At 56.9% G+C, this 23,559-nt stretch carries 22 protein-coding genes; 13 read left to right on the forward strand and 9 right to left on the reverse strand.

The window, feature by feature from the left end:
* Positions 1 to 19: 19 nt before the first annotated feature.
* On the reverse strand, positions 20 to 970 hold the full coding sequence (tal, locus tag ABIC80_RS00675; RefSeq protein WP_023481168.1) for a transaldolase: 951 nt from the start codon (positions 968 to 970) through the stop codon (positions 20 to 22).
* Between the two features lie 286 nt (positions 971 to 1,256).
* Here tal and maeB point away from each other — a divergent pair, with 286 nt between their 5' ends.
* Entirely contained in the window at positions 1,257 to 3,536 is a 2,280-nt protein-coding gene (maeB, locus tag ABIC80_RS00680; protein ID WP_023481217.1) for an NADP-dependent oxaloacetate-decarboxylating malate dehydrogenase, read from the forward strand.
* A 611-nt stretch (positions 3,537 to 4,147) separates the two neighbouring features.
* Here maeB and hemF read toward each other — a convergent pair.
* Positions 4,148 to 5,050: an oxygen-dependent coproporphyrinogen oxidase gene (gene hemF / locus ABIC80_RS00685; RefSeq protein ID WP_042718789.1), complete on the reverse strand. Its 903-nt coding sequence runs from the start codon at positions 5,048 to 5,050 to the stop codon at positions 4,148 to 4,150.
* Positions 5,050 to 5,922, reverse strand: coding sequence for an N-acetylmuramoyl-L-alanine amidase AmiA (amiA, locus tag ABIC80_RS00690; RefSeq protein ID WP_034812345.1), 873 nt, complete (start codon positions 5,920 to 5,922; stop codon positions 5,050 to 5,052). The genes hemF and amiA overlap by 1 nt, the downstream gene beginning before the upstream one ends.
* Before the next feature lie 212 nt (positions 5,923 to 6,134).
* On the opposite strand from amiA, the gene ABIC80_RS00695 reads away from it, so the two are divergent.
* From ABIC80_RS00695 to pdxK, 9 genes are all read left to right on the forward strand, one after another.
* Complete coding sequence (locus ABIC80_RS00695) at positions 6,135 to 6,560, forward strand: GNAT family acetyltransferase (protein ID WP_042718790.1); 426 nt, start codon at positions 6,135 to 6,137, stop codon at positions 6,558 to 6,560.
* Between the two features lie 81 nt (positions 6,561 to 6,641).
* Positions 6,642 to 7,217: an RpoE-regulated lipoprotein gene (locus ABIC80_RS00700; protein WP_429174982.1), complete on the forward strand. Its 576-nt coding sequence runs from the start codon at positions 6,642 to 6,644 to the stop codon at positions 7,215 to 7,217.
* 80 nt (positions 7,218 to 7,297) lie between these two features.
* Positions 7,298 to 8,197, forward strand: a complete 900-nt coding sequence (locus ABIC80_RS00705) for a Dyp-type peroxidase (RefSeq protein WP_042718792.1) — start codon at positions 7,298 to 7,300, stop codon at positions 8,195 to 8,197.
* A gap of 164 nt (positions 8,198 to 8,361) precedes the next feature.
* Positions 8,362 to 9,378, forward strand: coding sequence for a sulfate ABC transporter substrate-binding protein (locus ABIC80_RS00710; RefSeq protein WP_429174983.1), 1,017 nt, complete (start codon positions 8,362 to 8,364; stop codon positions 9,376 to 9,378).
* A complete protein-coding gene (gene cysT / locus ABIC80_RS00715; RefSeq protein WP_023478964.1) occupies positions 9,378 to 10,208 on the forward strand; it encodes a sulfate/thiosulfate ABC transporter permease CysT in 831 nt (276 codons plus the stop codon). Before ABIC80_RS00710 ends, cysT begins: the two co-directional genes overlap by 1 nt.
* A complete protein-coding gene (gene cysW, locus ABIC80_RS00720) occupies positions 10,208 to 11,083 on the forward strand; it encodes a sulfate/thiosulfate ABC transporter permease CysW (protein ID WP_094421468.1) in 876 nt (291 codons plus the stop codon). The genes cysT and cysW overlap by 1 nt, the downstream gene beginning before the upstream one ends.
* Positions 11,073 to 12,167, forward strand: coding sequence for a sulfate/thiosulfate ABC transporter ATP-binding protein CysA (gene cysA, locus ABIC80_RS00725; RefSeq protein ID WP_429174984.1), 1,095 nt, complete (start codon positions 11,073 to 11,075; stop codon positions 12,165 to 12,167). The genes cysW and cysA overlap by 11 nt, the downstream gene beginning before the upstream one ends.
* A gap of 101 nt (positions 12,168 to 12,268) precedes the next feature.
* The gene (cysM, locus tag ABIC80_RS00730; protein WP_023478965.1) at positions 12,269 to 13,180 is read left to right on the forward strand and encodes a cysteine synthase CysM; all 912 of its coding nucleotides are present in this window, start codon (positions 12,269 to 12,271) and stop codon (positions 13,178 to 13,180) included.
* A gap of 17 nt (positions 13,181 to 13,197) precedes the next feature.
* The gene (pdxK, locus tag ABIC80_RS00735; protein ID WP_429174987.1) at positions 13,198 to 14,037 is read left to right on the forward strand and encodes a pyridoxine/pyridoxal/pyridoxamine kinase; all 840 of its coding nucleotides are present in this window, start codon (positions 13,198 to 13,200) and stop codon (positions 14,035 to 14,037) included.
* Positions 14,038 to 14,083: 46 nt separating this feature from the next.
* On the opposite strand, the gene crr is transcribed toward pdxK, so the two are convergent.
* The 5 genes from crr to cysZ all read right to left on the reverse strand — a co-directional run bounded on the left by crr (position 14,084) and on the right by cysZ (position 18,923).
* Positions 14,084 to 14,593, reverse strand: coding sequence for a PTS glucose transporter subunit IIA (gene crr / locus ABIC80_RS00740; RefSeq protein ID WP_023478954.1), 510 nt, complete (start codon positions 14,591 to 14,593; stop codon positions 14,084 to 14,086).
* Positions 14,594 to 14,633: 40 nt separating this feature from the next.
* Positions 14,634 to 16,361: a phosphoenolpyruvate-protein phosphotransferase PtsI gene (ptsI, locus tag ABIC80_RS00745; RefSeq protein WP_200135753.1), complete on the reverse strand. Its 1,728-nt coding sequence runs from the start codon at positions 16,359 to 16,361 to the stop codon at positions 14,634 to 14,636.
* Positions 16,362 to 16,409: 48 nt separating this feature from the next.
* Positions 16,410 to 16,667 carry a phosphocarrier protein Hpr gene (gene ptsH, locus ABIC80_RS00750; protein ID WP_007370907.1) on the reverse strand — a complete coding sequence of 86 codons (258 nt, stop codon included), beginning with the start codon at positions 16,665 to 16,667 and terminating at the stop codon, positions 16,410 to 16,412.
* A gap of 382 nt (positions 16,668 to 17,049) precedes the next feature.
* Positions 17,050 to 18,021, reverse strand: coding sequence for a cysteine synthase A (cysK, locus tag ABIC80_RS00755; RefSeq protein ID WP_094421464.1), 972 nt, complete (start codon positions 18,019 to 18,021; stop codon positions 17,050 to 17,052).
* Between the two features lie 140 nt (positions 18,022 to 18,161).
* The gene (gene cysZ, locus ABIC80_RS00760) at positions 18,162 to 18,923 is read right to left on the reverse strand and encodes a sulfate transporter CysZ (protein ID WP_054804589.1); all 762 of its coding nucleotides are present in this window, start codon (positions 18,921 to 18,923) and stop codon (positions 18,162 to 18,164) included.
* 229 nt (positions 18,924 to 19,152) lie between these two features.
* Between cysZ and zipA the strand changes: the two genes are divergently transcribed.
* The 3 genes from zipA to ABIC80_RS00775 all read left to right on the forward strand — a co-directional run bounded on the left by zipA (position 19,153) and on the right by ABIC80_RS00775 (position 22,491).
* Positions 19,153 to 20,187 (forward strand): cell division protein ZipA, encoded by a 1,035-nt coding sequence (gene zipA, locus ABIC80_RS00765; protein WP_429174990.1) that lies wholly within the window; start codon positions 19,153 to 19,155, stop codon positions 20,185 to 20,187.
* Positions 20,188 to 20,256: 69 nt separating this feature from the next.
* Positions 20,257 to 22,275 carry an NAD-dependent DNA ligase LigA gene (gene ligA, locus ABIC80_RS00770; RefSeq protein ID WP_429174993.1) on the forward strand — a complete coding sequence of 673 codons (2,019 nt, stop codon included), beginning with the start codon at positions 20,257 to 20,259 and terminating at the stop codon, positions 22,273 to 22,275.
* Entirely contained in the window at positions 22,276 to 22,491 is a 216-nt protein-coding gene (locus ABIC80_RS00775; RefSeq protein ID WP_023478979.1) for a DUF3820 family protein, read from the forward strand.
* Here the strand turns inward: ABIC80_RS00775 and ABIC80_RS00780 are convergent.
* Positions 22,488 to 23,477 carry a bile acid:sodium symporter family protein gene (locus ABIC80_RS00780; protein ID WP_023478970.1) on the reverse strand — a complete coding sequence of 330 codons (990 nt, stop codon included), beginning with the start codon at positions 23,475 to 23,477 and terminating at the stop codon, positions 22,488 to 22,490. The two genes, ABIC80_RS00775 and ABIC80_RS00780, sit on opposite strands and share 4 nt — an antisense overlap.
* Positions 23,478 to 23,559 lie beyond the last annotated feature (82 nt).

The raw sequence follows: 23,559 nt of genomic DNA on the forward strand, positions 1-23,559 counted from the left end.
TTCACTCCGTGGCAAAAGGTTAAAGTTTGGCAGCAAGCAGATCTTCGAGTTTGCGCTGGTCGACGGCGAACTGGCGGATGCCGTCAGAGAGTTTCTCAACCGCCATCGGGTCGAGGTTATGTTCCCAGCGGAACTCCGCTTCGGTCATTTTCGCCTGGCGCGAGAAGGTCTGGGACGACGGCACCAGTTTGCGCTCGACGGTGCCTTCATGCTCCTGCAACTCTTGCAGCAGGGCAGGCGAGATGGTGAGACGGTCACAGCCGGCGAGGGCGAGGATCTGCTCAACGCGGCGGAAGCTGGCACCCATCACGATGGTCTCGTAGCGGTGCTGTTTGTAGTAGTCATAGATATTGCGTACCGATTTCACGCCCGGATCTTCATCCACCACGTAGGGATCCATCGGTTTGCGGTCGTTGTACCAGTCATAGATGCGCCCGACGAACGGCGAAATCAGATAGACGCCCGCTTCGGCACAGGCACGCGCCTGCGCAAAGGAGAAGAGCAGCGTCAGGTTACAGTCGATACCCTCTTTTTGCAGCTCTTCCGCCGCACGGATGCCTTCCCAGGTGGAGGCGAGTTTGATCAGAATGCGTGACTTATCGATCCCCTGCTCCTGGTAGAGCTCAACGATACGGCGTGCTTTGGCAATGCTCTTCTCTTTGTCATAGGAGAGACGCGCATCGACTTCGGTGGAGACGCGGCCCGGAATGCTTTTCAGAATTTCCGCACCGATATTGACCGCCAGTTTGTCGCTCGCTTCCGCGACCTGCTGCTCCTGGGTTTTACCGCGCGCTTTGCCATACTCCAGCGCGTCGTCGACCAGATGGGAAAAGTGGCCCAGCCCTGCGGCCTTCAGCAGCAGAGAGGGGTTGGTGGTGGCATCTTCCGGCTGGTAATGGCGAATGGATTCGATGTCGCCGCTGTCCGCCACTACGGTGGTGAACTGTTTCAGGCCGTCTAAATAATTCATGAAGATAACTCCTTAAAAAGCAGTGTGTTATTTACGCGCGTCGCATCGCGCTGTTGTCAGGATGAGAGCTGCATAACAAAAAAGCATAGCAGACGCAGCCCTTTACGGGGTTTTGCAGCAGGTAACAAAGATGGGAGATATACGTAACGGTTTTGTTGATGCGATGGTCAGAGTATGGCGACCTTCAAAGTTTATGCCGCCGACAAAGGCCATACTGGTCGGTGCATTGGAGTGTCATCACGCGTTAACACTCTTGACGCTGAAAGCAACGTGAAAGGAACATCTAATGGACGACCAATTAAAACAGAGTGCCCTCGATTTTCACGAGTTTCCCCGCCCGGGTAAGATTCAGGTTTCCCCTACCAAACCGCTGGCGACGCAGCGCGACCTGGCGCTGGCGTACTCGCCCGGTGTTGCCGCTCCCTGTCTGGAAATTGAGAAAGACCCGCTGGCAGCCTACAAATACACCGCGCGCGGCAATCTGGTGGCGGTTATCTCCAACGGCACCGCCGTGCTCGGCCTTGGCAATATCGGCGCGCTCGCCGGTAAGCCGGTGATGGAGGGCAAAGGCGTTCTGTTTAAGAAATTCGCCGGTATTGATGTTTTCGATATCGAAGTTGACGAGCAGGATCCCGACAAACTGATCGACGTGGTCGCTGCGCTGGAGCCGACCTTCGGCGGCATTAACCTGGAAGATATTAAAGCGCCGGAGTGCTTCTACATTGAGGCGAAACTGCGCGAGCGCATGAACATTCCGGTGTTCCACGACGACCAGCACGGCACGGCGATCATCAGCACTGCCGCTATTCTCAACGGCCTGCGGGTAGTGGAAAAGAACCTCTCTGACGTGCGCATGGTGGTTTCCGGCGCGGGCGCGGCGGCTATCGCCTGTATGAACCTGCTGGTGGCGCTCGGGATGCAGAAACACAACATTGTGGTCTGTGACTCGAAAGGGGTGATCTACAAAGACCGCGAGCCAAACATGGCAGAGACCAAAGCCGCCTATGCGGTGGAGGACAACGGCAAACGCACGCTGGCAGAAGTGGTGGCGGGCGCGGATATCTTCCTCGGCTGCTCGGGGCCAAAAGTGCTGACCCCGGAGATGGTGAAAGAGATGGCGCGCCAGCCGCTGATCCTTGCGCTGGCTAACCCGGAGCCGGAGATCCTGCCGGATCTGGCAAAATCGGTGCGCCCGGATGCGATCATCTGCACCGGCCGCTCGGACTACCCCAACCAGGTTAACAACGTGCTCTGCTTCCCCTTTATTTTCCGTGGCGCGCTGGATGTTGGCGCAACGGCGATCAACGAAGAGATGAAGCTGGCGGCGGTGCATGCCATTGCCGAGCTGGCGCACGCCGAGCAGAGCGAAGTGGTGGCCTCGGCCTATGGCGATCAGGATCTCAGCTTTGGGCCTGATTACCTGATCCCGAAACCTTTCGACCCGCGTTTGATTGTCAAAATCGCGCCAGCGGTGGCAAAAGCGGCGATGGAGTCCGGCGTGGCGACGCGGCCGATTAGCGATTTCGACGCCTATGTCGATAAGCTCGCCGAGTTTGTCTATAAAACGAACCTGTTTATGAAGCCGATCTTCTCCCAGGCCCGCAGCGCGCCGAAACGCGTGGTGCTGACGGAAGGGGAGGAGCCGCGCGTGCTGCATGCCACCCAGGAGCTGGTGACGCTGGGGCTGGCGAAGCCGATCCTGATTGGTCGCCCGAGCGTAATTGAGATGCGTATTCAGAAGCTGGGGCTGCAAATCCGCGCCGGGGCAGATTTCGAGATTGTGAATAACGAGTCCGACCCGCGCTTTAAAGAGTACTGGACCGAGTACTTCAACATTATGAAGCGCCGGGGCGTAACGCAGGAGCAGGCGCAGCGCGCGGTGATTGCTAACACCACGGTGATTGGTGCCATCATGGTGCATCGCGGTGAAGCGGATGCGATGATCTGCGGCACCATTGGTGAATACCATGAGCACTTCAGCGTGGTGCGCGACATCTTTGGTTATCGCGACAGCGTGCATGCCGCAGGCGCGATGAATGCGCTGCTGCTGCCAAGCGGCAACACCTTTATCGCCGACACCTACGTGAATGAAGATCCGAGCGCCGATCAGCTGGCAGAGATCACCCTGCTGGCGGCGGAGACGGTGCGTCGTTTCGGAATTGAACCGCGCGTGGCGCTGCTTTCGCACTCCCAGTACGGTTCATCCAATGCGCCAGCGGCGGTGAAGATGCGTGAGACCTTAGCGCTGGTGCGCGAGCGGGCACCGGAGTTGATGATTGACGGCGAGATGCATGGCGATGCAGCGCTGGATGAGTCGATTCGTCAGGACAGAATGCCCGACAGCCCGCTGAAGGGAACGGCGAATATCCTGATTATGCCGAACGTCGAAGCCGCGCGAATCAGTTACAACCTGCTGCGGGTTTCCAGCGCCGAAGGGGTAACCGTCGGGCCGGTGTTGATGGGAGTGGCGAAGCCGGTGCATGTGTTGACGCCGATCGCCTCCGTGCGGCGGATCGTCAATATGGTGGCGTTAGCGGTGGTCGAGGCGCAGACCGCGCCGTTATAACCTTCAGCAGGATCAGGTTCGTAGGCCGGATAAGCGTTAGCGCCATCCGGCAATGGGGCTTACATGTTGGATGGGTGGAAGGGTTCCGTTCACCATGCGTGCGGCGGGATTTGCTTATCACCGGTGCGGTGAACGGGACAAGGGAAGCGGCCGCGCTCCCCTTGTCAATCCCCGCGGCCCCGCGAGGAAATCGGTGCTGCGCACTGCGCTCACCTCCCGCGTGCCTGACTGCGGCCGGCTCGACTCGACTTGCTCGCCCGTTCCGGGACTCGCTCCCTGTCTCGGTTCGCCTCTGTCCGCCATCCATGGCGTCCAGACCTTGTCATTCACGCTTCGGTTCGCCGATTTCAGCGGGGACACAACCCTTCGCTGTAAGATGGGCGTCAAATGAAAAAATGTTGCTGCTGGAACCGCGTAGGCCGGATAAGCGTTTACGCGCCATCCGGCATTGTATCGCGGCACCGATTGCCGGATGGCGGCTTCGCCTTATCCGGCCTACGGTAACGAAGCCGCTGAAACGATGTAGGCCGGATAAGCGTTTACGCGCCATCCGGCATTGTATCGCGGCATCGATTGCCGGATGGCGGCTGCGCCTTATCCGGCCTACGAGGTTATATCCACTCTTTCACTTTGATGAACTCGCTGAGCGCCGCTTCGGGGCTGCCTTCGGCGGGCTGGTAATTGTATTCCCAGCGCACCAGCGGCGGCATCGACATCAAAATCGACTCGGTGCGCCCGCCGGTTTGCAGGCCGAACAGCGTCCCGCGATCCCACACCAGATTAAACTCCACGTAGCGCCCACGGCGATAGAGCTGAAAATCGCGCTCGCGCTCGCCCCACGGCATGTTTTTACGCCGCTCGACAATCGGCAGATAGGCGTCGGTATACCCTTCGCCCACCGCGCGCATAAAGTCGAAACAGTGGTCAAAATCTGGGGTGTTGAGATCGTCAAAAAAGAGCCCACCGACGCCGCGCTGCTCGTCGCGATGCTTCAGATAGAAGTAATCATCGCACCACTTTTTATAGCGCGGATAGACCTCTTCGCCGAAGGGCTGGCAGAGATCGCGCGCAGTGCGGTGCCAGTGGATGGCATCCTCTTCGAAGCCGTAATAGGGCGTCATATCGAAACCGCCGCCAAACCACCACACCGGATCGGCATCCGGCTTCTGGGCGATAAAAAAGCGTACGTTGGCGTGGCTGGTCGGCACATAGGGGTTGCGCGGGTGCACCACTAATGAGACGCCCATCGCTTCGAAACTGCGACCCGCCAGTTCCGGGCGGTGCGCGGTGGCGGAGGCGGGCATTGCATCGCCGTGAACGTGGGAGAAGTTAACCCCCGCCTGTTCAAACACGCTGCCGTCGCGCAGCACGCGGCTGCGTCCGCCGCCGCCGGCGTCACGCTGCCAGGCATCTTCAATAAAACTGCCGCCGTCGATTGCCGCCAGCTTCGCGCAGATAGAGTCCTGCAGGGCGAGCAGGGCGTTTTTTACCGGGTCTACATCAGGAGTGCTCATCAGCGCCTCTTCGTGTGGGCTTTGTGATTATCGAACCAGCTAAAGTAGCTCATGACACCATCGGTGATGGCGGTGGCGATCTTCTGGCGAAACGCAGCGGTGCCGAGCAGTTTCTCCTCCGCCGGGTTGGTAATAAACGAGGTCTCTACCAGCACCGACGGAATGGAAGGAGATTTTAGCACCACAAACGCCGCCTGCTCGGTATTGCGGCTGTGCAGCCGGTGCACCGGCTTAATCTGTTTGATGATATGTGAGCCGAGCGTCAGGCTGTTTTTGATGGTATCCGTCTGCACCAAATCAAACAGCACCTGCTGGAGCAGATGATCTTTATCACGCGCTTTTTTGCCCGCCAGTTCATCCACGGCGTTCTCTTTATCGGAGAGGTATTTCGCCATCGCGCTACTCGCCCCGCGATTGGAGAGGGCAAACACCGACGCGCCCGCGGCGTTCGGGTTGGTAAAGCCGTCGGCGTGAATCGACATAAAGAGATCCGCGCCGTGCTGATGGGCAATCTCGACGCGGTCATAAAGGGGGATAAATTTATCGCTGGTGCGCGTCAGGCGCGCATCAATGCCGCGAGCGCGCAGCTGGGCGCGGACGTTTTTGGCAATCGCCAGCACCACATGCTTCTCTTTCGAGCCGTTGTGGCCAATCGCGCCGGTATCAATCCCGCCGTGCCCGGGATCAAGCATCACGATGCGCTTTGCGCCCGCTTTTTTCGCTTTCGGTTTGCTGTGGCTGTTGCTGGTTTTAAGCGGTGTCTCATCCTTAGCGATAGCACGAGACATACCTGACAAGGTTAATGCGGCCAGGCCTGCTTTCAGGATCTGGCGACGCGAGGTGAGTGTTTTTAATGGTTTAAAGGTGCTCATAGCCTGAAATGGGTTATCCGTGGTGGCAGGTGTTATAGCGTATCGTGTTTGCTGTGACGACAGTCCGTAAGAACTATTGTTTTACTTTTCATTTCAATACGTGACAGAGTGACATTATGCCATTTTTCAGCGGCGATGATGCTGGATATTGGCTAACCGCGCGCCACAGGCCATAATCACCGTTTACACAGCTGAAAAATATGGGGGACATCATGGAGATACGTGTTTTCCGGCAGGAAGATTTTGAAGAAGTGATCACGCTTTGGGAGCGCTGTGAACTGCTGCGCCCGTGGAACGATCCGGAGATGGACATTGAGCGTAAGGTCAATCATGACGTAAGCCTTTTCCTGGTGGCAGAGGTGGGTGGCGAAGTAGTGGGAACGGTAATGGGCGGTTATGACGGCCATCGCGGTTCGGCCTATTACCTGGGCGTCCACCCGGAGTTTCGCGGTCGCGGCATCGCCAATGCGCTGTTAAGCCGGCTGGAGAAGAAGTTGATTGCCCGCGGCTGCCCGAAGATCAACCTGATGGTGCGCGACGATAATGAGATGGTGATCGGCATGTATGAGCGCCTGGGGTATGAACACACCGACAGCGTTAACCTTGGCAAGCGCCTGATTGAAGATGAAGAGTACTGAAACTGGCCTTTCGCTGTGACGAGGGCACTTTTTTCACTTTCGGCACTCCAACAGGCGTTTGGTCAATATAAGGAATTGTGCATGAAACCCCTGCGTATGTTTTTTATCGCGCTGCCGCTGGCGTTAACCGGCTGCTCGACGTTCGCCTCCGTCAACTGGTCTGCCGCGTATCCCTGGAACTGGTTTGGTTCCTCCCTCGAAGTCAACGAGCAGGGCGTTGGCGGCCTGACAGCCAGCACGCCGCTCAATGAACAGGCGATTGGCGACGCGTTAGGCGGCGATTACCACCTGCGCAGCGGCATGAAAACCGATAAAGGCACCATTGTTCGCTATTTCGAAGCGCTGAAAGAGAAGCAGCTGGCGCTGGTGGTCAATGGTGAAAACGGTGCCGTCAGCCGGATTGATGTTACCGATCCCGATATTGCCACCGCGAAAGGGGTAAAAATCGGCGCGCCGTTCAACACCCGCTATGACAAAGCATTCGGCAACTGCGTGAAAGCCTCTGACGCCGATATCTCCGGCATTGAGTGTAAAGCGCCCGACAGCCAGCATATCAGCTATCTCTTCAGCGGCAGCTGGAGCGGCCCGGATGGCTTAATGCCATCGGATGACACCCTGAAAAGCTGGAAAGTGAGCAAGATCATCTGGCGTCGCTAATCGCATCAGAATAGTCTGATACTGACCCAAAAACAGGTACAATGCCGCATCGTTTTTGTGGTCAGTTTTCAGGAGATGTGATGTCCCAGGTTCAGAGCGGCATTTTGCCGGAACATTGCCGCGCGGCAATTTGGATTGAGGCCAGCGTAAAAGGGGAGGCCGATGCCCTGCGCGCCGGCAGCCGTGCGTTTGCCGATAAGCTCGCAAACTTCCAGTTGCAGTTCCCCGACGCGGCGCTCGGCGCGGTGGTTGCGTTTGGTTCCCGCGTCTGGCGTGAATTAAGCAACGGGCAGGGCGCTGAAGAGCTGAAAGATTTCCCCGCCTATGGCAAAGGCCTTGCGCCCGCCACTCAGCACGATGTGCTGATCCACATTCTCTCCCTGCGTCACGATGTGAACTTCTCTGTTGCCCAGGCGGCGCTGGCTGCCTTTGGCGATGCGCTGGAGGTTAAAGAGGAGACGCACGGTTTTCGCTGGGTGGAAGATCGCGATCTCAGCGGTTTTGTCGACGGCACCGAGAATCCGGCTGGCGAAGAGAAACGCCGCGAAGTGGCGATTATCCAGGACGGCATCGACGCGGGCGGCAGCTACGTGATGGTGCAGCGCTGGGAGCACAACCTGAAGCAGCTTAACCGCATGAGCGTCAGCGATCAGGAGATGATGATTGGGCGCACCAAAGCGGATAACGAAGAGATCGACGCCGATGTGCGCCCGGTAACGTCCCATCTTTCGCGTGTCGATCTGAAAGAGGCGGGCAAGGGGCTGAAGATTGTGCGCCAGAGCCTGCCCTATGGCACCGCCAGCGGCACCCACGGCCTCTATTTCTGCACCTACAGCGCGCGGCTCTATAACATTGAGCAGCAGCTGCTGAGCATGTTCGGCGACAGTGACGGCAAGCGCGACGCAATGCTGCGTTTTACCCGCCCGGTTACCGGTGGTTACTACTTCGCACCCGCACTCGACAGGCTCTTTGCCCTGTAACAAACCCACGTCAAATCAGGCCGGGGCAACCCGGCTTATACCCCTTTCTGCTTATACTCTTTTCTGATTCCAAATCACCAATTGGTATATAAAACCGTTACTGCTTTCACTCCCGTTATAAATAAACTGAACATCGTCGAGTGATCAGCTTATAAGGGTGCGCAATGGCCGTTAACATACTGAAAAAAGGATATCTGACGCTGACAGCGCTGACGCTGTTGAGCGCGCAGGCACAGGCAACGGAACTGCTCAACAGCTCGTATGATGTCTCGCGCGAGCTGTTTGCGGCGCTGAACCCGCCTTTTGAGCAGCAGTGGGCGCAGGAGAATGGCGGCGACAAGCTGACCATCAAGCAATCCCATGCCGGTTCGTCAAAACAGGCGCTGGCGATTTTGCAGGGGCTGAAAGCCGACGTGGTCACCTATAACCAGGTGACGGATGTGCAGATCCTGCACGATAAGGGCAAACTGATCCCCGCCGACTGGCAGAGCCGCTTACCGAATAACAGCTCGCCGTTCTACTCGACGATGGCGTTCCTTGTGCGCAAGGGCAACCCGAAGAATATCCACGACTGGAACGACCTGGTGCGTTCTGACGTGAAGCTGATCTTCCCGAATCCAAAAACCTCCGGCAACGCCCGCTATACCTATCTGGCGGCCTGGGGCGCAGCCGACCAGGCTGACGGCGGTGATAAAGCCAAAACCACCCAGTTTATGACCCAGTTCCTGAAAAACGTTGAGGTGTTCGACACTGGCGGTCGCGGCGCGACTACCACTTTCGTTGAGCGCGGCCTCGGCGATGTGCTAATCACCTTTGAGTCGGAAGTGAATAACATCCGCAAACAGTATGAAGCGCAGGGCTTTGAAGTGGTGGTGCCGAAGGTCAATATCCTCGCCGAGTTCCCCGTGGCGTGGGTGGATAAAAACGTGAAAGCCAACGGCACGGAGAAGGCGGCGAAAGCCTACCTCAACTGGCTCTATACGCCGCAGGCGCAGACTATCATCACCGATTACTACTACCGCGTGAACAACCCGGAAGTGATGAAAGAGCTGGGTGATAAGTTCCCGCAGACCGCGCTGTTCCGCGTGGAAGATAAGTTCGGCTCCTGGCCGGAAGTGATGAAAACCCATTTTGCCAGCGGCGGCGAGCTGGATAAGTTGCTGGCGGCGGGGCATAAGTGATGTTGTCTGGATCGAAACGCGTGCTGCCGGGCTTTGGTTTAAGCCTCGGCAGCAGCCTCTTTTTTGTCTGTCTGATTCTGTTATTACCCTTAAGCGCGCTGGTGATGCAGCTGTCGCAGATGAGCTGGGAACAGTACTGGGAAGTGGTCACCAACCCGCAGGTGGTGGCCGCCTATAAAGTGACGCTGCTGGCGGCGTTTGTCGCCTCAATCTTCAACGGCGTCTTTGGCATGCTGATGGCGTGGATCCTTACCCGTTACCGCTTTCCAGGACGCACGTTGCTCGACGCGCTAATGGATCTGCCGTTTGCGCTGCCAACGGCGGTGGCGGGCTTGACGCTGGCGTCGCTCTTCTCCGTTAACGGCTTTTACGGCGAGTGGCTGGCGGCGCTGGATATTAAAGTGACCTACACCTGGCTCGGGATTGCGGTGGCGATGGCCTTTACCAGCATTCCGTTTGTGGTGCGCACGGTGCAGCCGGTGCTGGAAGAGCTCGGCCCGGAGTATGAAGAGGCGGCGGAAACCCTGGGTGCCACGCGCTGGCAGAGCTTTCGTAAAGTGGTGCTGCCGGAGCTGTCGCCTGCACTGATGGCGGGCGTTGCCCTCTCTTTTACCCGCAGCCTCGGTGAGTTTGGCGCGGTGATCTTTATCGCCGGGAATATCGCCTGGAAGACGGAAGTGACCTCGCTGATGATCTTCGTGCGCTTGCAGGAGTTTGACTACCCGGCGGCGAGTGCGATTGCCTCGGTAATCCTGGCCGCTTCGCTGTTGCTGCTCTTCTCCATCAATACTTTGCAAAGTCGCTTTGGTCAGCGTGTGGTAGGTCACTAATGGCGGAAATAAGTGCATTGAAACGCTATGACAAGCCCCGGGTGAACTGGGGGAAATGGTTTTTAATCGGCACCGGTATTTTGCTTTCAGCTTTTATCCTGCTGGTGCCGATGATCTATATCTTTGTGCAGGCCTTCAGCAAAGGGCTGGCCCCGGTGCTGCAAAACCTCGCCGATGCCGACATGCTGCACGCCATCTGGCTGACGGTGCTGATTGCGCTCATCTCGGTGCCGGTCAACCTGGTATTCGGCACGCTGCTTGCCTGGCTGGTGACGCGCTTTAACTTTCCCGGCCGCCAGCTGTTGCTGACCCTGCTCGATATTCCATTTGCGGTGTCGCCGGTGGTCGCAGGCCTAATCTATCTGCTCTTTTACGGCACCAACGGCCCGCTTGGCGGCTGGCTGGATGAACATAATCTGCAAATCATGTTCTCCTGGCCCGGCATGGTGCTGGTTACCGTCTTTGTCACCTGTCCGTTTGTCGTGCGCGAACTGGTGCCGGTGATGCTCAGCCAGGGGAGCCAGGAGGATGAAGCCGCGATCCTGCTTGGGGCCTCCGGCTGGCAGATGTTCCGCCGCGTGACGCTGCCTAATATCCGCTGGGCGCTGCTTTACGGCGTGGTGCTGACCAACGCACGAGCGATTGGCGAGTTCGGCGCGGTGTCGGTGGTCTCGGGTTCGATTCGCGGTGAAACCCTGTCGCTACCGCTGCAAATTGAGTTACTGGAGCAGGATTACAACACTGTCGGTGCCTTTACCGCCGCGGCCCTGCTGACCCTAATGGCGATTTTGACACTGTTTTTAAAGAGTGCGGTTCAGTGGCGTTTGAATACTCAGGAAAAACGCCTGCACGAGGAGGGAAATCATGAGCATTGAGATTGCGAATATTAAGAAGTCGTTTGGTCGCACCCAGGTGCTGAATGATATCTCTCTGGATATCCCGTCCGGGCAGATGGTGGCGCTGCTGGGCCCTTCAGGCTCCGGTAAAACCACACTGCTGCGCATTATCGCCGGGCTGGAGCACCAGAACAGTGGGCGTATCCGTTTTCACGGCACCGATGTCAGCCGCCTGCATGCGCGCGAGCGCCGCGTCGGCTTCGTGTTTCAGCACTATGCGCTGTTCCGCCATATGTCGGTCTTCGACAATATCGCCTTTGGTTTGACGGTGCTGCCGCGCCGCGAGCGGCCGAATGCCGCCGCCATCAAAGCGAAAGTGACCAAACTGCTGGAGATGGTGCAGCTGGCGCATCTGGCGGATCGCTACCCGGCGCAGCTCTCCGGTGGGCAGAAGCAGCGTGTGGCGCTGGCGCGTGCGCTGGCGGTTGAACCGCAAATCCTGCTGCTTGATGAACCCTTCGGCGCGCTGGATGCGCAGGTGCGTAAAGAGCTTCGCCGCTGGCTGCGTCAGCTGCATGAAGAGCTGAAATTCACCAGCGTATTCGTGACCCACGATCAGGAAGAGGCGACGGAAGTGGCCGATCGCGTGGTGGTGATGAGCCAGGGGAATATAGAGCAGGCGGACGCGCCGGATCAGGTGTGGCGCGAACCGGCGACCCGCTTTGTGCTGGAGTTTATGGGCGAGGTGAATCGCCTGAAAGGGGTGATTCGCGGCGGGCAGTTCCACGTCGGCGCGCACCACTGGCCGCTTGGCCATACGCCGGTTTATCAGGGCGATGTCGATCTCTTCCTGCGTCCGTGGGAAGTGGACGTCAGCCGCCGCACCAGCCTTGATTCGCCGCTGCCGGTGCAGGTGCTGGAAGCCAGCCCGAAAGGGCACTACACACAGCTGGTGGTGCAGCCGCTCGGCTGGAACCCGGATCCGTTAACGGTGGTGATGCGCGATGAGCATCCGCCCCAGCGTGGCGAGCGGCTGTTCGTTGGCTTGCAGAACGCGCGGCTCTATAACGGCGATGAGCGTATTGAGCCCGGCGCGAAGCTTGCTCTGGCTCAGTCAGCCTGATAGCTTAAGGAAACGTGGTTTTTGCCGGGTGGCGCGTTGCTCACCCGGCCGACAAGCCCGGTATGCGTTATGCGGACCGGGTTTTTTATTGGACAGCGATCGTGAACACATTAGAAGAGACTATTGGCAATACGCCGCTGGTCAAATTACAGCGCCTGACCCCGGATAACGGCAGTGAAATTTGGGTCAAGCTCGAAGGTAACAATCCGGCCGGTTCGGTAAAAGACCGCGCTGCGCTGTCGATGATTGTGCAGGCGGAACGGCGCGGCGAGATCAAACCTGGCGATGTGCTGATTGAGGCGACCAGCGGCAACACCGGCATTGCGCTGGCGATGATTGCGGCGCTGAAAGGCTATCGCATGAAGCTGCTGATGCCGGACAACATGAGCCAGGAGCGCCGCGCGGCAATGCGTGCTTATGGTGCCGAGCTGATTCTGGTCAGCAAAGAGCAGGGCATGGAGGGCGCGCGCGATCTGGCCCTTGAGATGGCGGCGCGCGGTGACGGCAAGCTGCTCGATCAATTCAATAATCCCGATAACCCCTACGCTCATTACACCACTACCGGCCCGGAAATCTGGCAGCAGACGCAGGGGCGCATCAGCCACTTTGTCTCCAGCATGGGCACCACCGGCACTATCACCGGCGTTTCACGTTTCCTGCGCGAGCAGGCGAAAAAGGTGACGATTGTTGGCCTTCAGCCGGAAGAGGGGAGTAGCATTCCCGGTATTCGCCGCTGGCCTGCCGACTATATGCCGGGCATTTTTAACGCCGATTTGGTGGATGAGGTGCTGGATATCCAGCAGCGCGAGGCGGAAAATACCATGCGCGCGCTGGCGGTCAAAGAGGGTATCTTCTGCGGCGTCAGTTCTGGCGGCGCGGTCGCCGGCGCGATTCGGGTGGCGAAAGCAAACCCGGGCGCGGTGATTGTCGCCATCATTTGCGATCGCGGCGATCGCTATCTGTCGACCGGCGTGTTTGGTGAAGAGAGTTATTCGCAGGGCGCGGGGATTTAACCCGTCAAGGAGACAAAATGGAGATGATCCTGTTCAGGGATAAAACCCGGGCGCAGCAGGCCGATATCGTCGCGGTTCAGTCGCAGGTGGTTTACGGCAGCGTGGGTAACAGCATTGCAGTACCCAATATTCGTCAGCACCAGCTTAACGTTCTGGCCGTTCCTACGGTGCTGTTCAGCAATACTCCGCATTACGACACCTTTTATGGCGGCGTCATTCCCGATGAGTGGTTCAGCGGCTATTTGCAGGCGCTGGAAGAGCGTGATGTGCTGCGCAGCGTGAAGGCGGTAACAACCGGCTACATGGGCAGCGCCAGCCAGATCAAGCTGCTGGCGAAGTGGCTGACGGCGCTGCGGGAGAAACACCCGGAGCTGCTGATTCTGGTCGATCCGGTGATTGGCGATATCGACAGCGGCATCTATGTGAAACCGGAAATTCCCGAGGCTTACCGCGAAGTGATGCTGCCGCTGGCCCAGGGCATTACGCCCAATGTGTTTGAGCTGGAAGTGCTGAGTGGCAAACCGTGTCGCGATCTGCAAAGCGCAATTGCCGCGGCGCAGGGGCTGCTCTCCTCAACACTGCGCTGGGTGGCAATAACCAGCGCGCCGGTGGACCACAACGATGGGCAGATCCATGTAGTAGTGGTCTCAGCCGAGGGCGTCAATATCAGCAGCTATCCGCGCGTGGCGACGGATCTGAAGGGGACAGGCGATCTCTTCTGCTCCGAACTGGTGAGCGGCATTATTCAGGGCAAAGCGCTGGATATGGCGGTGCAGGCTGCGGGCGAGCGGGTGGTGGAAGTGATGGGTTATACGCTTGAGAAGGGGTATGACGAACTGATTTTACCGCCGCGCTAAAACAAAAATGGCACCGTAAGGTGCCATTTTTTCGACTGTAGAGCGCTTACTTCTTGATGCGGATCACCGGGGTTTCACCCACGGTCACGCTACCAGAGAGTTTGATCAGCTCTTTGATCTCATCCATGTTAGAGATAACAACCGGCGTCAGCGTGGATTTTGCTTTCTCTTCCAGCAGCGGCAGGTCGAACTCGATAACCGGATCGCCAACTTTAACGCGCTGGCCTTCTTCCGCGATGCGTTTGAAACCTTCACCTTTCAGTTCAACGGTATCGATACCGAAGTGAACGAAGAGTTCGATGCCGCTATCGGATTCGATAGAGAAGGCATGGTTGGTTTCAAAGATTTTGCCGATAGTCCCGTCAACCGGAGCGACCATTTTGTTGCCGGTCGGTTTGATAGCAATGCCGTCGCCGACGATTTTTTCAGCGAACACCACATCCGGTACATCTTCAATGTTAACGATTTCGCCAGACAGCGGGGCAATGATCTCAATAGCGCCGGTCTCTTTCTTATCGTCAGAAACCAGAGATTTCAGTTTATCGAACAAACCCATGATCTTCTCCTAAGCAGTAATTTGGGCCGCATCTCGTGGATTAGCAGATTGTTTTTTCTTCAATGAACTTGTTAACCAGCGTCATTAACTCGTCCGTTGTCGGTTGAGCAAGAGCCTGCTCTGCTAACACCTTCGCATCTTCGAAGTTCGTGTTACGAATAATCTTCTTAATGCGCGGGATAGAAATGGCACTCATACTGAATTCATCCAGACCCATCCCCAGCAACAGAAGTGTAGCACGTTCGTCGCCAGCAAGCTCACCACACATGCCGGTCCATTTACCTTCAGCATGAGAAGCATCAATAACTTGCTTGATCAGGTTGAGTACGGACGGCGACATCGGCTGGTAAAGATGTGAAATCATATCATTACCGCGGTCAACTGCCAGGGTGTACTGCGTTAAATCATTGGTGCCGATACTAAAGAAGTCCACTTCTTTCGCCAGATGGCGTGCAATCGTCGCGGCGGCAGGGGTTTCTACCATCACGCCGATTTCGATGGATTCGTCGAAAGCTTTGCCTTCGTCGCGCAGTTCCTGTTTGTAGGTCTCAATCTCTTTCTTCAGTGCACGCACTTCTTCAACGGAGATGATCATCGGGAACATAATGCGCAGTTTGCCGAAAGCAGAGGCACGCAGGATAGCGCGAACCTGATCGCGCAGGATCTCTTTGCGATCCATGGCGATACGGATGGCGCGCCAGCCGAGGAACGGGTTCTCTTCTTTCGGGAAGTTCATGTACGGCAGCTCTTTGTCGCCGCCGATGTCCATGGTACGTACAATCACGGCCTGGGAGCCACAGGCTTCCGCTACCGCTTTGTAGGCGTCGAACTGCTCTTCTTCAGTCGGCAGCGCGTCGCGATCCATAAACAGGAATTCGGTACGGTAGAGGCCAACGCCTTCAGCGCCGTTGCGCTCCGCGCCCGCGACATCGCGAACGGTACCGATGTTGGCGCACACTTCGACCTGATGACCATCAAGGGTGATCGCCGGCAGATCTTTCAGCTTCGCCAGTTCAGCTTTCTCTTCCGCGACCTGCGCCTGCGCTGCGCGCAGTGCGTCGATCTCGTCGTCGCTCGGGTTAACGTAAACTTTGTTGTTTACCGCATCGAGGATCAGATAGTCGCCGTTTTTCACCTGCGTGGTGACGCTACCGGTGCCCACAATCGCCGGCAGCTCAAGGGAGCGCGCCATGATCGAAGTGTGGGAGGTACGACCGCCAATGTCGGTGATAAAGCCGAGCACTTTTTTCAGGTTCAGCTGTGCGGTTTCGGACGGAGTCAGATCGGCTGCAACCAGGATGACTTCATCCTGAATGGCGCTCAGATCGATAATCGGCATACCCAGGATGTTGCGCAGCAGGCGTTTACCAATGTCGCGCACGTCAGCCGCACGCTCTTTCAGGTATTCGTCGTCCAACTCTTCCAGGGCGGTTGCCTGACCTTCGATAACTTCATGGGCTGCCGCGTCGGCAGTCATGCTCTTATCTTTAATCAGGGCTATGATTTCCTGCTCCAGCTCCTCATCTTCCAGCAACATGATGTGGCCTTCGAAGATGGCTTCTTTTTCTTCGCCGAAAGTTTCACCTGCTTTCGTTTTGATCGCTTCCAGTTGCGCCGATGCCTTGGCACGACCGCTCAGGAAACGTTCAACTTCCTGATCAACCTTGTCGGCAGAAACTTTCTTCCGGTCGATGACGATCTCATCTTCTTTCAGCAAAAGTGCTTTGCCAAAAGCGATACCCGGGGATGCTAAAATGCCTGAAATCATAACCCTACCTTTACTTGTGACTGATCTTTAAAGAAACCCGCGAAAAACTTACTCGAGTTCCGCCATCAGTTTAACCAGATGTTCAACTGCTTTCTGCTCATCTTCGCCTTCAGCGGTCAGAGTCACAACGGTACCCTGAGTCAGGCCCAGAGTTTGCAGTTTGAACAGGCTTTTTGCGCTGGCGCTTTTGCCGTTGGAGGTCACAGTGATTTCAGAAGAGAAGCCTTTTGCTTCTTTAACAAACTGAGCAGCAGGGCGAGTGTGCAGACCGTTCGGAGCTGTAATGGTAACTTCTTGCTGGAACATTGTATTTCCCCAACTTATAGGTTTAGTGTTGTGGAACTAAAGTCTAGCCTGGCGGCAGGACTTTAGCCTGTATAGTTAGCGCTGGCGTAACGAGCCAAGGTACAGATGCCAGAAAGGCGCGGTCTCGTGCAGACGCTGATGGTCGCTGACGTTTCGCACGTCATTAAACATTATGCCGTGAAAGCCAGAATTGAACCAAATCATAAAAACGATTCAGCCAGCCGAAATCTGACTTCGATTAATTTCGCGCTTCAAAATAAATGTGATGGTTAAATACCAGACCAGGCCATTTTCGGCAATGCCAGGTGGGACAAAAGTTTGATGTATGCCACAAAAAAGCACCCCGATGGGTGCTTTTTTGCGCTGATTTAACAATCTGGCATCACTGTTGCAATTCTTTCTCAGTAAAGAGATCGGCAAACAGTGCAGTGCTGAGGTAACGCTCACCGGAAGAGGGGAGGATAACCACAATATTTTTATTGGTAAAGGCCTCATCTTCCTGAAGTTTGAGCGCGGCCGCAACGGCAGCACCGGAAGAGATACCGGCCAGAATGCCTTCCTCTTCCATCAGGCGGCGCGCGGTGCTGATCGCCTCTTCATTGGTGATCTTCACGACCCTATCAATCAGCTTCAGATCGAGGTTGCCCGGAATAAAACCGGCACCGATACCCTGAATTTTGTGCGGACCTGGCTTCAGTTCTTCGCCCGCCAGCGCCTGCGAGATGACCGGTGAGTCGGTCGGCTCAACGGCAACACTGATCAGATCAGTTTTGCCCTTAGTGTTTTTGATAAAGCGGGTGACACCCGTCAGCGTGCCGCCGGTGCCCACGCCAGAGATAAAGACATCCACCTGGCCGTCGGTATCTTCCCAAATTTCAGGACCTGTAGTTTTTTCGTGGATCTCCGGGTTCGCCGGGTTGCTGAACTGCTGAAGCAGCAGGAATTTCGCCGGATCGCTGGCGACAATCTCTTCCGCTTTCTGAATCGCGCCTTTCATGCCTTTCGCGCCTTCGGTCAGCACCAGGTTTGCGCCAAGGGCTTTCAGCAGCTTGCGGCGCTCAATGCTCATGGTTTCTGGCATGGTCAGCGTCAGCTTGTAACCGCGCGCTGCGGCAACATAGGCCAGCGCAATCCCGGTGTTACCGCTGGTCGGTTCGACCAGTTCGACGCCCGGTTTCAGCACACCACGTTTTTCGGCATCCCAAATCATATTGGCACCGATACGGCATTTTATGCTGAAGCTCGGGTTGCGCGACTCGACCTTCGCCAGAATGCGTCCGTTACCGATGCGGTTCAGTCGAACCAGCGGCGTATGACCAATGGTCAGCGAGTTGTCTTCATAAATCTTACTCATAGCCCGTCCTTAACTGTATGAAATTTGGGAACCGACCCAGCATACGCACTTACTGATGATGCGGAAGTAAGGATTTCGCATATCTATATGCTGCGACGAAATAATGGTTATCAGTATGGAATAAGAAAAGGAATAGTTCCTTAGCGCCAGCTCGCAAGCTTATTGCGGTAACAGTCGACCCACATGGCCGTCGCGCCACACACCGCAACCGGCATCACCACCAGATTGAGCACCGGTATCAGCGTGAAGAGGCTGGTCAGCGCGCCGAACTGCATATTAGTCACCTTCCGTTCGCGCAACGCCGAGCGCATGGTTTTAAACGGCACTTTATGGTTGTCGAACGGGTAGTCACAATACTGGATCGCCAGCATCCAGGCGCTAAACAGGAACCAGAGCACCGGGGCGACGGTCTGCCCGATACCGGGGATAAAATAGAGAATAAGCAGGATCGCGGCGCGCGGCAGGTACCAGGCGAGCTTTTGCCACTCGCGCTTCATGATGCGCGGCAGATCTTTCATCATTCCGAATACGCCAACATCCGGCGGCGTCGCGCCCGTTAATCGCGCTTCCAGTTGCTCAGCCAGCAGGCCATTAAAGGGCGCGGCAATCCAGTTGGCGAGGGTTGAAAAGAAGTAGCCAAACACCAGCAGGATGGAGATAACGATAATTGGCCATAATAGATAGCTAAGCCACTGTAGCCAGTCCGGCACGTGGCTCATCAGCGTTGGGATCCAGCTGTCGAGGCGGGTAAATAACCACCAGAATGCGCCGCCCATCAGCAGGATATTGACCAGCAGGGGCAGGATCACGAAGCGGCGAATGCCCGGTAACGTGACCAGTTTCCAGCCTTGAGAAAAGTAGTAAAGACCGCTGCGCGCAGCGCCGGGCGAGGATGAAACCATGATTTGGCTGGACTCCTTTTAAACTCATGCGAAAAAACCGAAGCTTATAATATTCACCGGACGGGGGAAACCTGTTCGGAAATGTTCGAAAAAACAGCAAAAAGTACGATTTAATTCATCTTTATGCGGTGAATGCTTCCCATCCACTTGCACTTGGCCTAATGCGCAAATACTCTTAGTGAGTAAATGTTTGCCGTGGTGGCAAGGTGTTAGAACAACAGAGAATATAATGATGCAGGATTTGCGTCTGATATTAATCATTGTTGGCGCGATCGCCATAATTGCTTTACTGGTTCACGGTTTCTGGACCAGTCGCAAAGAACGCTCTTCTATGTTCCGCGATCGCCCACTAAAACGTATGAAATCGCGACGTGACGACGACGAGTTCGAGGACGAGGACGTCGAAGAGGACGAAGGCGTTGGTGAAGTTCGGGTGCATAAAACCCACAGCGCACCGAAGGCCAGCGTAGAGCAGGAAAATCCGCGTCATGCCGCGCAGCATCAATACCAGCCGCCTTATGCGTCGGCCCAGCCACGCCCGTCGGCTCCGCCGGTTCAGCAGAGCGAGCCCGCGCACCACGCGCCGCAACCCTATTCGCAGCCGCAGCAGCCGGAGCGCCCCGTTGTCGAGCCGCGCGTAGTGGAGCCGCAGCCAGTCGCCCAGCCGACCGCGCCTGCCCAGCCGCAGATGACACCGCAGCACTTCCCGCAACAGCCGTCGCATCATCAGCCGTCGGCACATCAAGGTGCCCAACAGCCGCAGATGCAGCCTCAGGTTCACGAGCCTGCACCGCAGCCAGAGCCGGAGCCGATTGTGGAAGCGCCGGTAGAAAAACCGCAGCGCAAAGAGACGGTAATTATTATGAACGTTGCGGCCCATCACGGCGCGGCGCTCAATGGCGAAGTGCTGCTTAACAGCATCCTGCAGGCCGGTTTCAAATTTGGCGATATGAATATCTTCCATCGTCATCTCAGCCCGGACGGCAGCGGCCCGGCGCTCTTCAGCCTGGCTAACATGGTCAACCCTGGCACATTTGATGTGGAAACCATGGGCGAGATGGCCACCCCTGGCGTAACGATCTTTATGCAGGTGCCGTCCTATGGCGACGAGTTGCAGAACTTCAAGCTGATGCTGCAGTCAGCACAGCATATCGCCGATGAAGTGGGCGGTGTGGTGCTCGATGACCAGCGTCGAATGATGACGCCGCAGAAGCTGCGTGAATACCAGGCGCGTATTCGCGAAGTGAAAGAGGCTAACGCGTAACGGCGCGTCACGACACATTCCCTTCCAGAACCCCCGCCCGTCGGGGGTTTTTTACATTGATGGTGCGATATGGAATCAATTGAACAACAACTGACAGAACTGCGAACTACCCTTCGCCATCATGAACATCTTTATCACGTTATGGACGCGCCGGAGATCCCGGATGCCGAGTACGATCGCCTGATGCGCGAACTGCGCGAGCTGGAAGCGCAGCATCCAGATCTGATTACGCCCGATTCGCCGACCCAGCGCGTTGGCGCCGCGCCGCTCACCGCCTTTACGCAGGTACGCCATGAAGTGCCGATGCTGTCGCTCGATAACGTCTTCGATGAAGAGAGCTTTCTGGCGTTCAATAAACGCGTACAAGACCGCTTAAAGAGCAGCGACGCGCTGATCTACTGCTGCGAGCTGAAGCTCGACGGTCTGGCGGTCAGCTTGCTGTATGAAAATGGCGTGCTGATGCGCGCCGCCACGCGCGGCGATGGCACCACCGGGGAAGATATCACCTCCAACGTGCGCACCATCCGTGCCATTCCGCTGAAACTGCGCGGGAAGAATATTCCGGCGCGCCTGGAAGTGCGCGGCGAAGTTTTCCTGCCGCAATCCGGCTTTGAAAAGATCAATGAAGAGGCGCGCCGCACCGGCGGAAAAGTGTTTGCTAACCCGCGTAACGCCGCCGCCGGTTCACTGCGCCAGCTCGATCCACGTATCACCGCGAAGCGTCCGCTCACCTTCTTCTGCTACGGCATTGGCATCCTCGAAGGCGGCGAGCTGCCTAACAGCCACCTGGCGCGTTTACAGCAGTTTAAAGCGTGGGGATTACCGGTCAGCGATCGCATCCGCTTGTGCGGCACGCCGGAAGAGGTGCTGGCGTTCTACCATAAAGTTGAGGAAGACCGCCCGACGCTCGGGTTTGATATTGACGGCGTGGTAATCAAAGTCGACTCCCTCGATCTGCAAGCGCAGCTCGGCTTTGTGGCGCGTGCGCCGCGCTGGGCGGTAGCGTTCAAATTCCCGGCGCAGGAGCAACTGACGTTTGTGCGCGATGTCGAGTTCCAGGTGGGCCGTACCGGGGCGATTACCCCTGTCGCACGCCTTGAGCCGGTACACGTTGCCGGGGTGCTGGTCAGTAACGCCACCCTGCATAATGCCGATGAGATTGACCGTCTTGGCCTGCGTATCGGTGACAAAGTGGTGATTCGCCGCGCCGGAGATGTGATCCCGCAGGTGGTGAATGTGGTGCTCTCCGAACGCCCGGAAGAGACGCGGGAAGTGACCTTCCCGGCGCACTGCCCGGTGTGCGGCTCTGATGTCGAGCGTGTGGAAGGCGAAGCCGTTGCCCGCTGTACCGGTGGCCTCATCTGCGGGGCGCAGCGCAAAGAGTCGCTTAAGCATTTCGTCTCGCGCCGCGCGATGGATGTGGATGGCATGGGCGATAAGATTATCGACCAGCTGGTTGAGAAGGAGTATGTCCACACGCCCGCGGATCTCTTCCGTCTGACTGCCGGTAAGCTGACCGGTCTCGATCGGATGGGGCCGAAGTCGGCACAAAACGTGGTCAACGCGCTGGAAAAAGCGAAAGAGACCACCTTTGCCCGTTTCCTCTATGCGCTCGGCATTCGCGAAGTGGGCGAAGCGACGGCGGCAGGGCTGGCGGCCTATTTCGGCACGCTGGATGCATTGATAGCAGCCTCGGTTGACGAGCTGCAAAAAGTGCCGGACGTCGGCGTGGTGGTGGCAAAACACGTGCATAACTTCTTCAGTGAAGAGAGCAACCGCGACGTGATTCGCCAGCTGACGGAAGAAGTGGGCATTCACTGGCCCGCGCCGCTGGTGGTTAACGCCGAGGAGATCGACAGCCCGTTTGCCGGTAAAACCGTGGTGTTAACCGGTAGCCTGAGCCAGCTTTCGCGCGACGATGCCAAAGAGCGCTTAACGGCGCTGGGGGCGAAAGTGGCGGGCAGCGTATCGAAGAAGACTGATCTGGTGATTGCCGGTGAAGCCGCAGGATCGAAGCTGGCGAAAGCGCAGGAGCTGGGCATTGCGGTTATCGATGAAGATGAAATGATTCGCTTGCTGGGAGCCTGAATGGAGAAGGAGCAGCTGATAGAGATCGCCAACATGGTGATGCCTTTTGGCAAATACCAGGGGCGTCGGCTGATTGATCTGCCGGAGGAGTATCTGCTCTGGTTCGCCCGTAAGGATCAGTTTCCCGCCGGGCGGCTTGGCGAGTTAATGCAAATCACCTTAGTGATTAAAACCGAGGGGCTGAGCCATCTGGTTCAGCCCCTCAAGCGGCCTTAAGCTTTCGCCGCTTCCTGCGCGGCGTGCTGCTCCGCCTTACGTTTGTAACGGCGGGCCAGCACGGCGCACACCATCAGCTGGATCTGGTGGAAAATCATCAGCGGCAGCACCATCATACCGATCACCGACGTCGGGAAGAGAATATTGGCCATTGGTATGCCGTTGGCGAGGCTCTTTTTCGATCCGCAGAAGACAATCGTAATCTCATCCGCTTTATTGAAGCCGCATTTGCGCGCCACCAGAATATTTATCGCAATCACAATCGCCAGCAGGACGATGCTCGCCGCCACGATAAACATCAGCGAGCCGAGGCCCACTTTGTGCCAGATGCCGTTCACCACCGCTTCGCTAAAGGCGGAGTAAACCACTAGCAGAATCGAGGTCTGGTCGGTTTTGGAGATCCACTTTTTATGTTTGGTGACGAAACCTGCGGTCCACGGGCGTGACAGGTGACCGAGCACAAATGGCAGCAGCAGTTGCAGCATGATTTTGCCGACCTGCTCAAGGCTACCCTGCGCACCATGGAGGTTCATCAGCAGGCCAACTAACAGCGGCGACAGGAAGATCCCCAGCAGGCTCGATGCCGATGCCGAGCAGACCGCCGCCGCGACGTTACCGCCTGCCAGTGAGGTAAAGGCGATAGCCGACTGCACCGTGGCAGGCAGAATGCAGAGATAGAGGAAACCGGTATAAAGCTCCTGGCTGATATTGACCGGCGACCACCAGACAAACAGCACGCCGAGCGCCGGGAAGAGCACGAAGGTGCTGCACATCACCCACAGGTGTAAACGCCAGTGGCTGCCGCCCGCAATAATCGCCTCACGGGAAAGCTTGGCGCCATGCATAAAAAAGAGCAGCGCAATCGCGGCGGTAGTCAGCCCTTCGAAAAAGGGGACAAAACCACCGCGCGCCGGGAAGAAAGAGGCCAGCAGAACGACGCACACCAGCGTCAGGGTAAAGGGATCAAGGATACGAAAAAGTTTCATGTGCACTCCTGAAAGTCGATGGCGCTATTGTGCTTTGTCTGCTTTGAGAAATAAAATTGATTTATTGCATCCATTCATGAAT

Origin of the sequence: Kosakonia sp. 1610, assembly GCF_050435845.1 — a bacterium.
In the GTDB taxonomy this organism is placed as follows: domain Bacteria; phylum Pseudomonadota; class Gammaproteobacteria; order Enterobacterales; family Enterobacteriaceae; genus Kosakonia; species Kosakonia cowanii.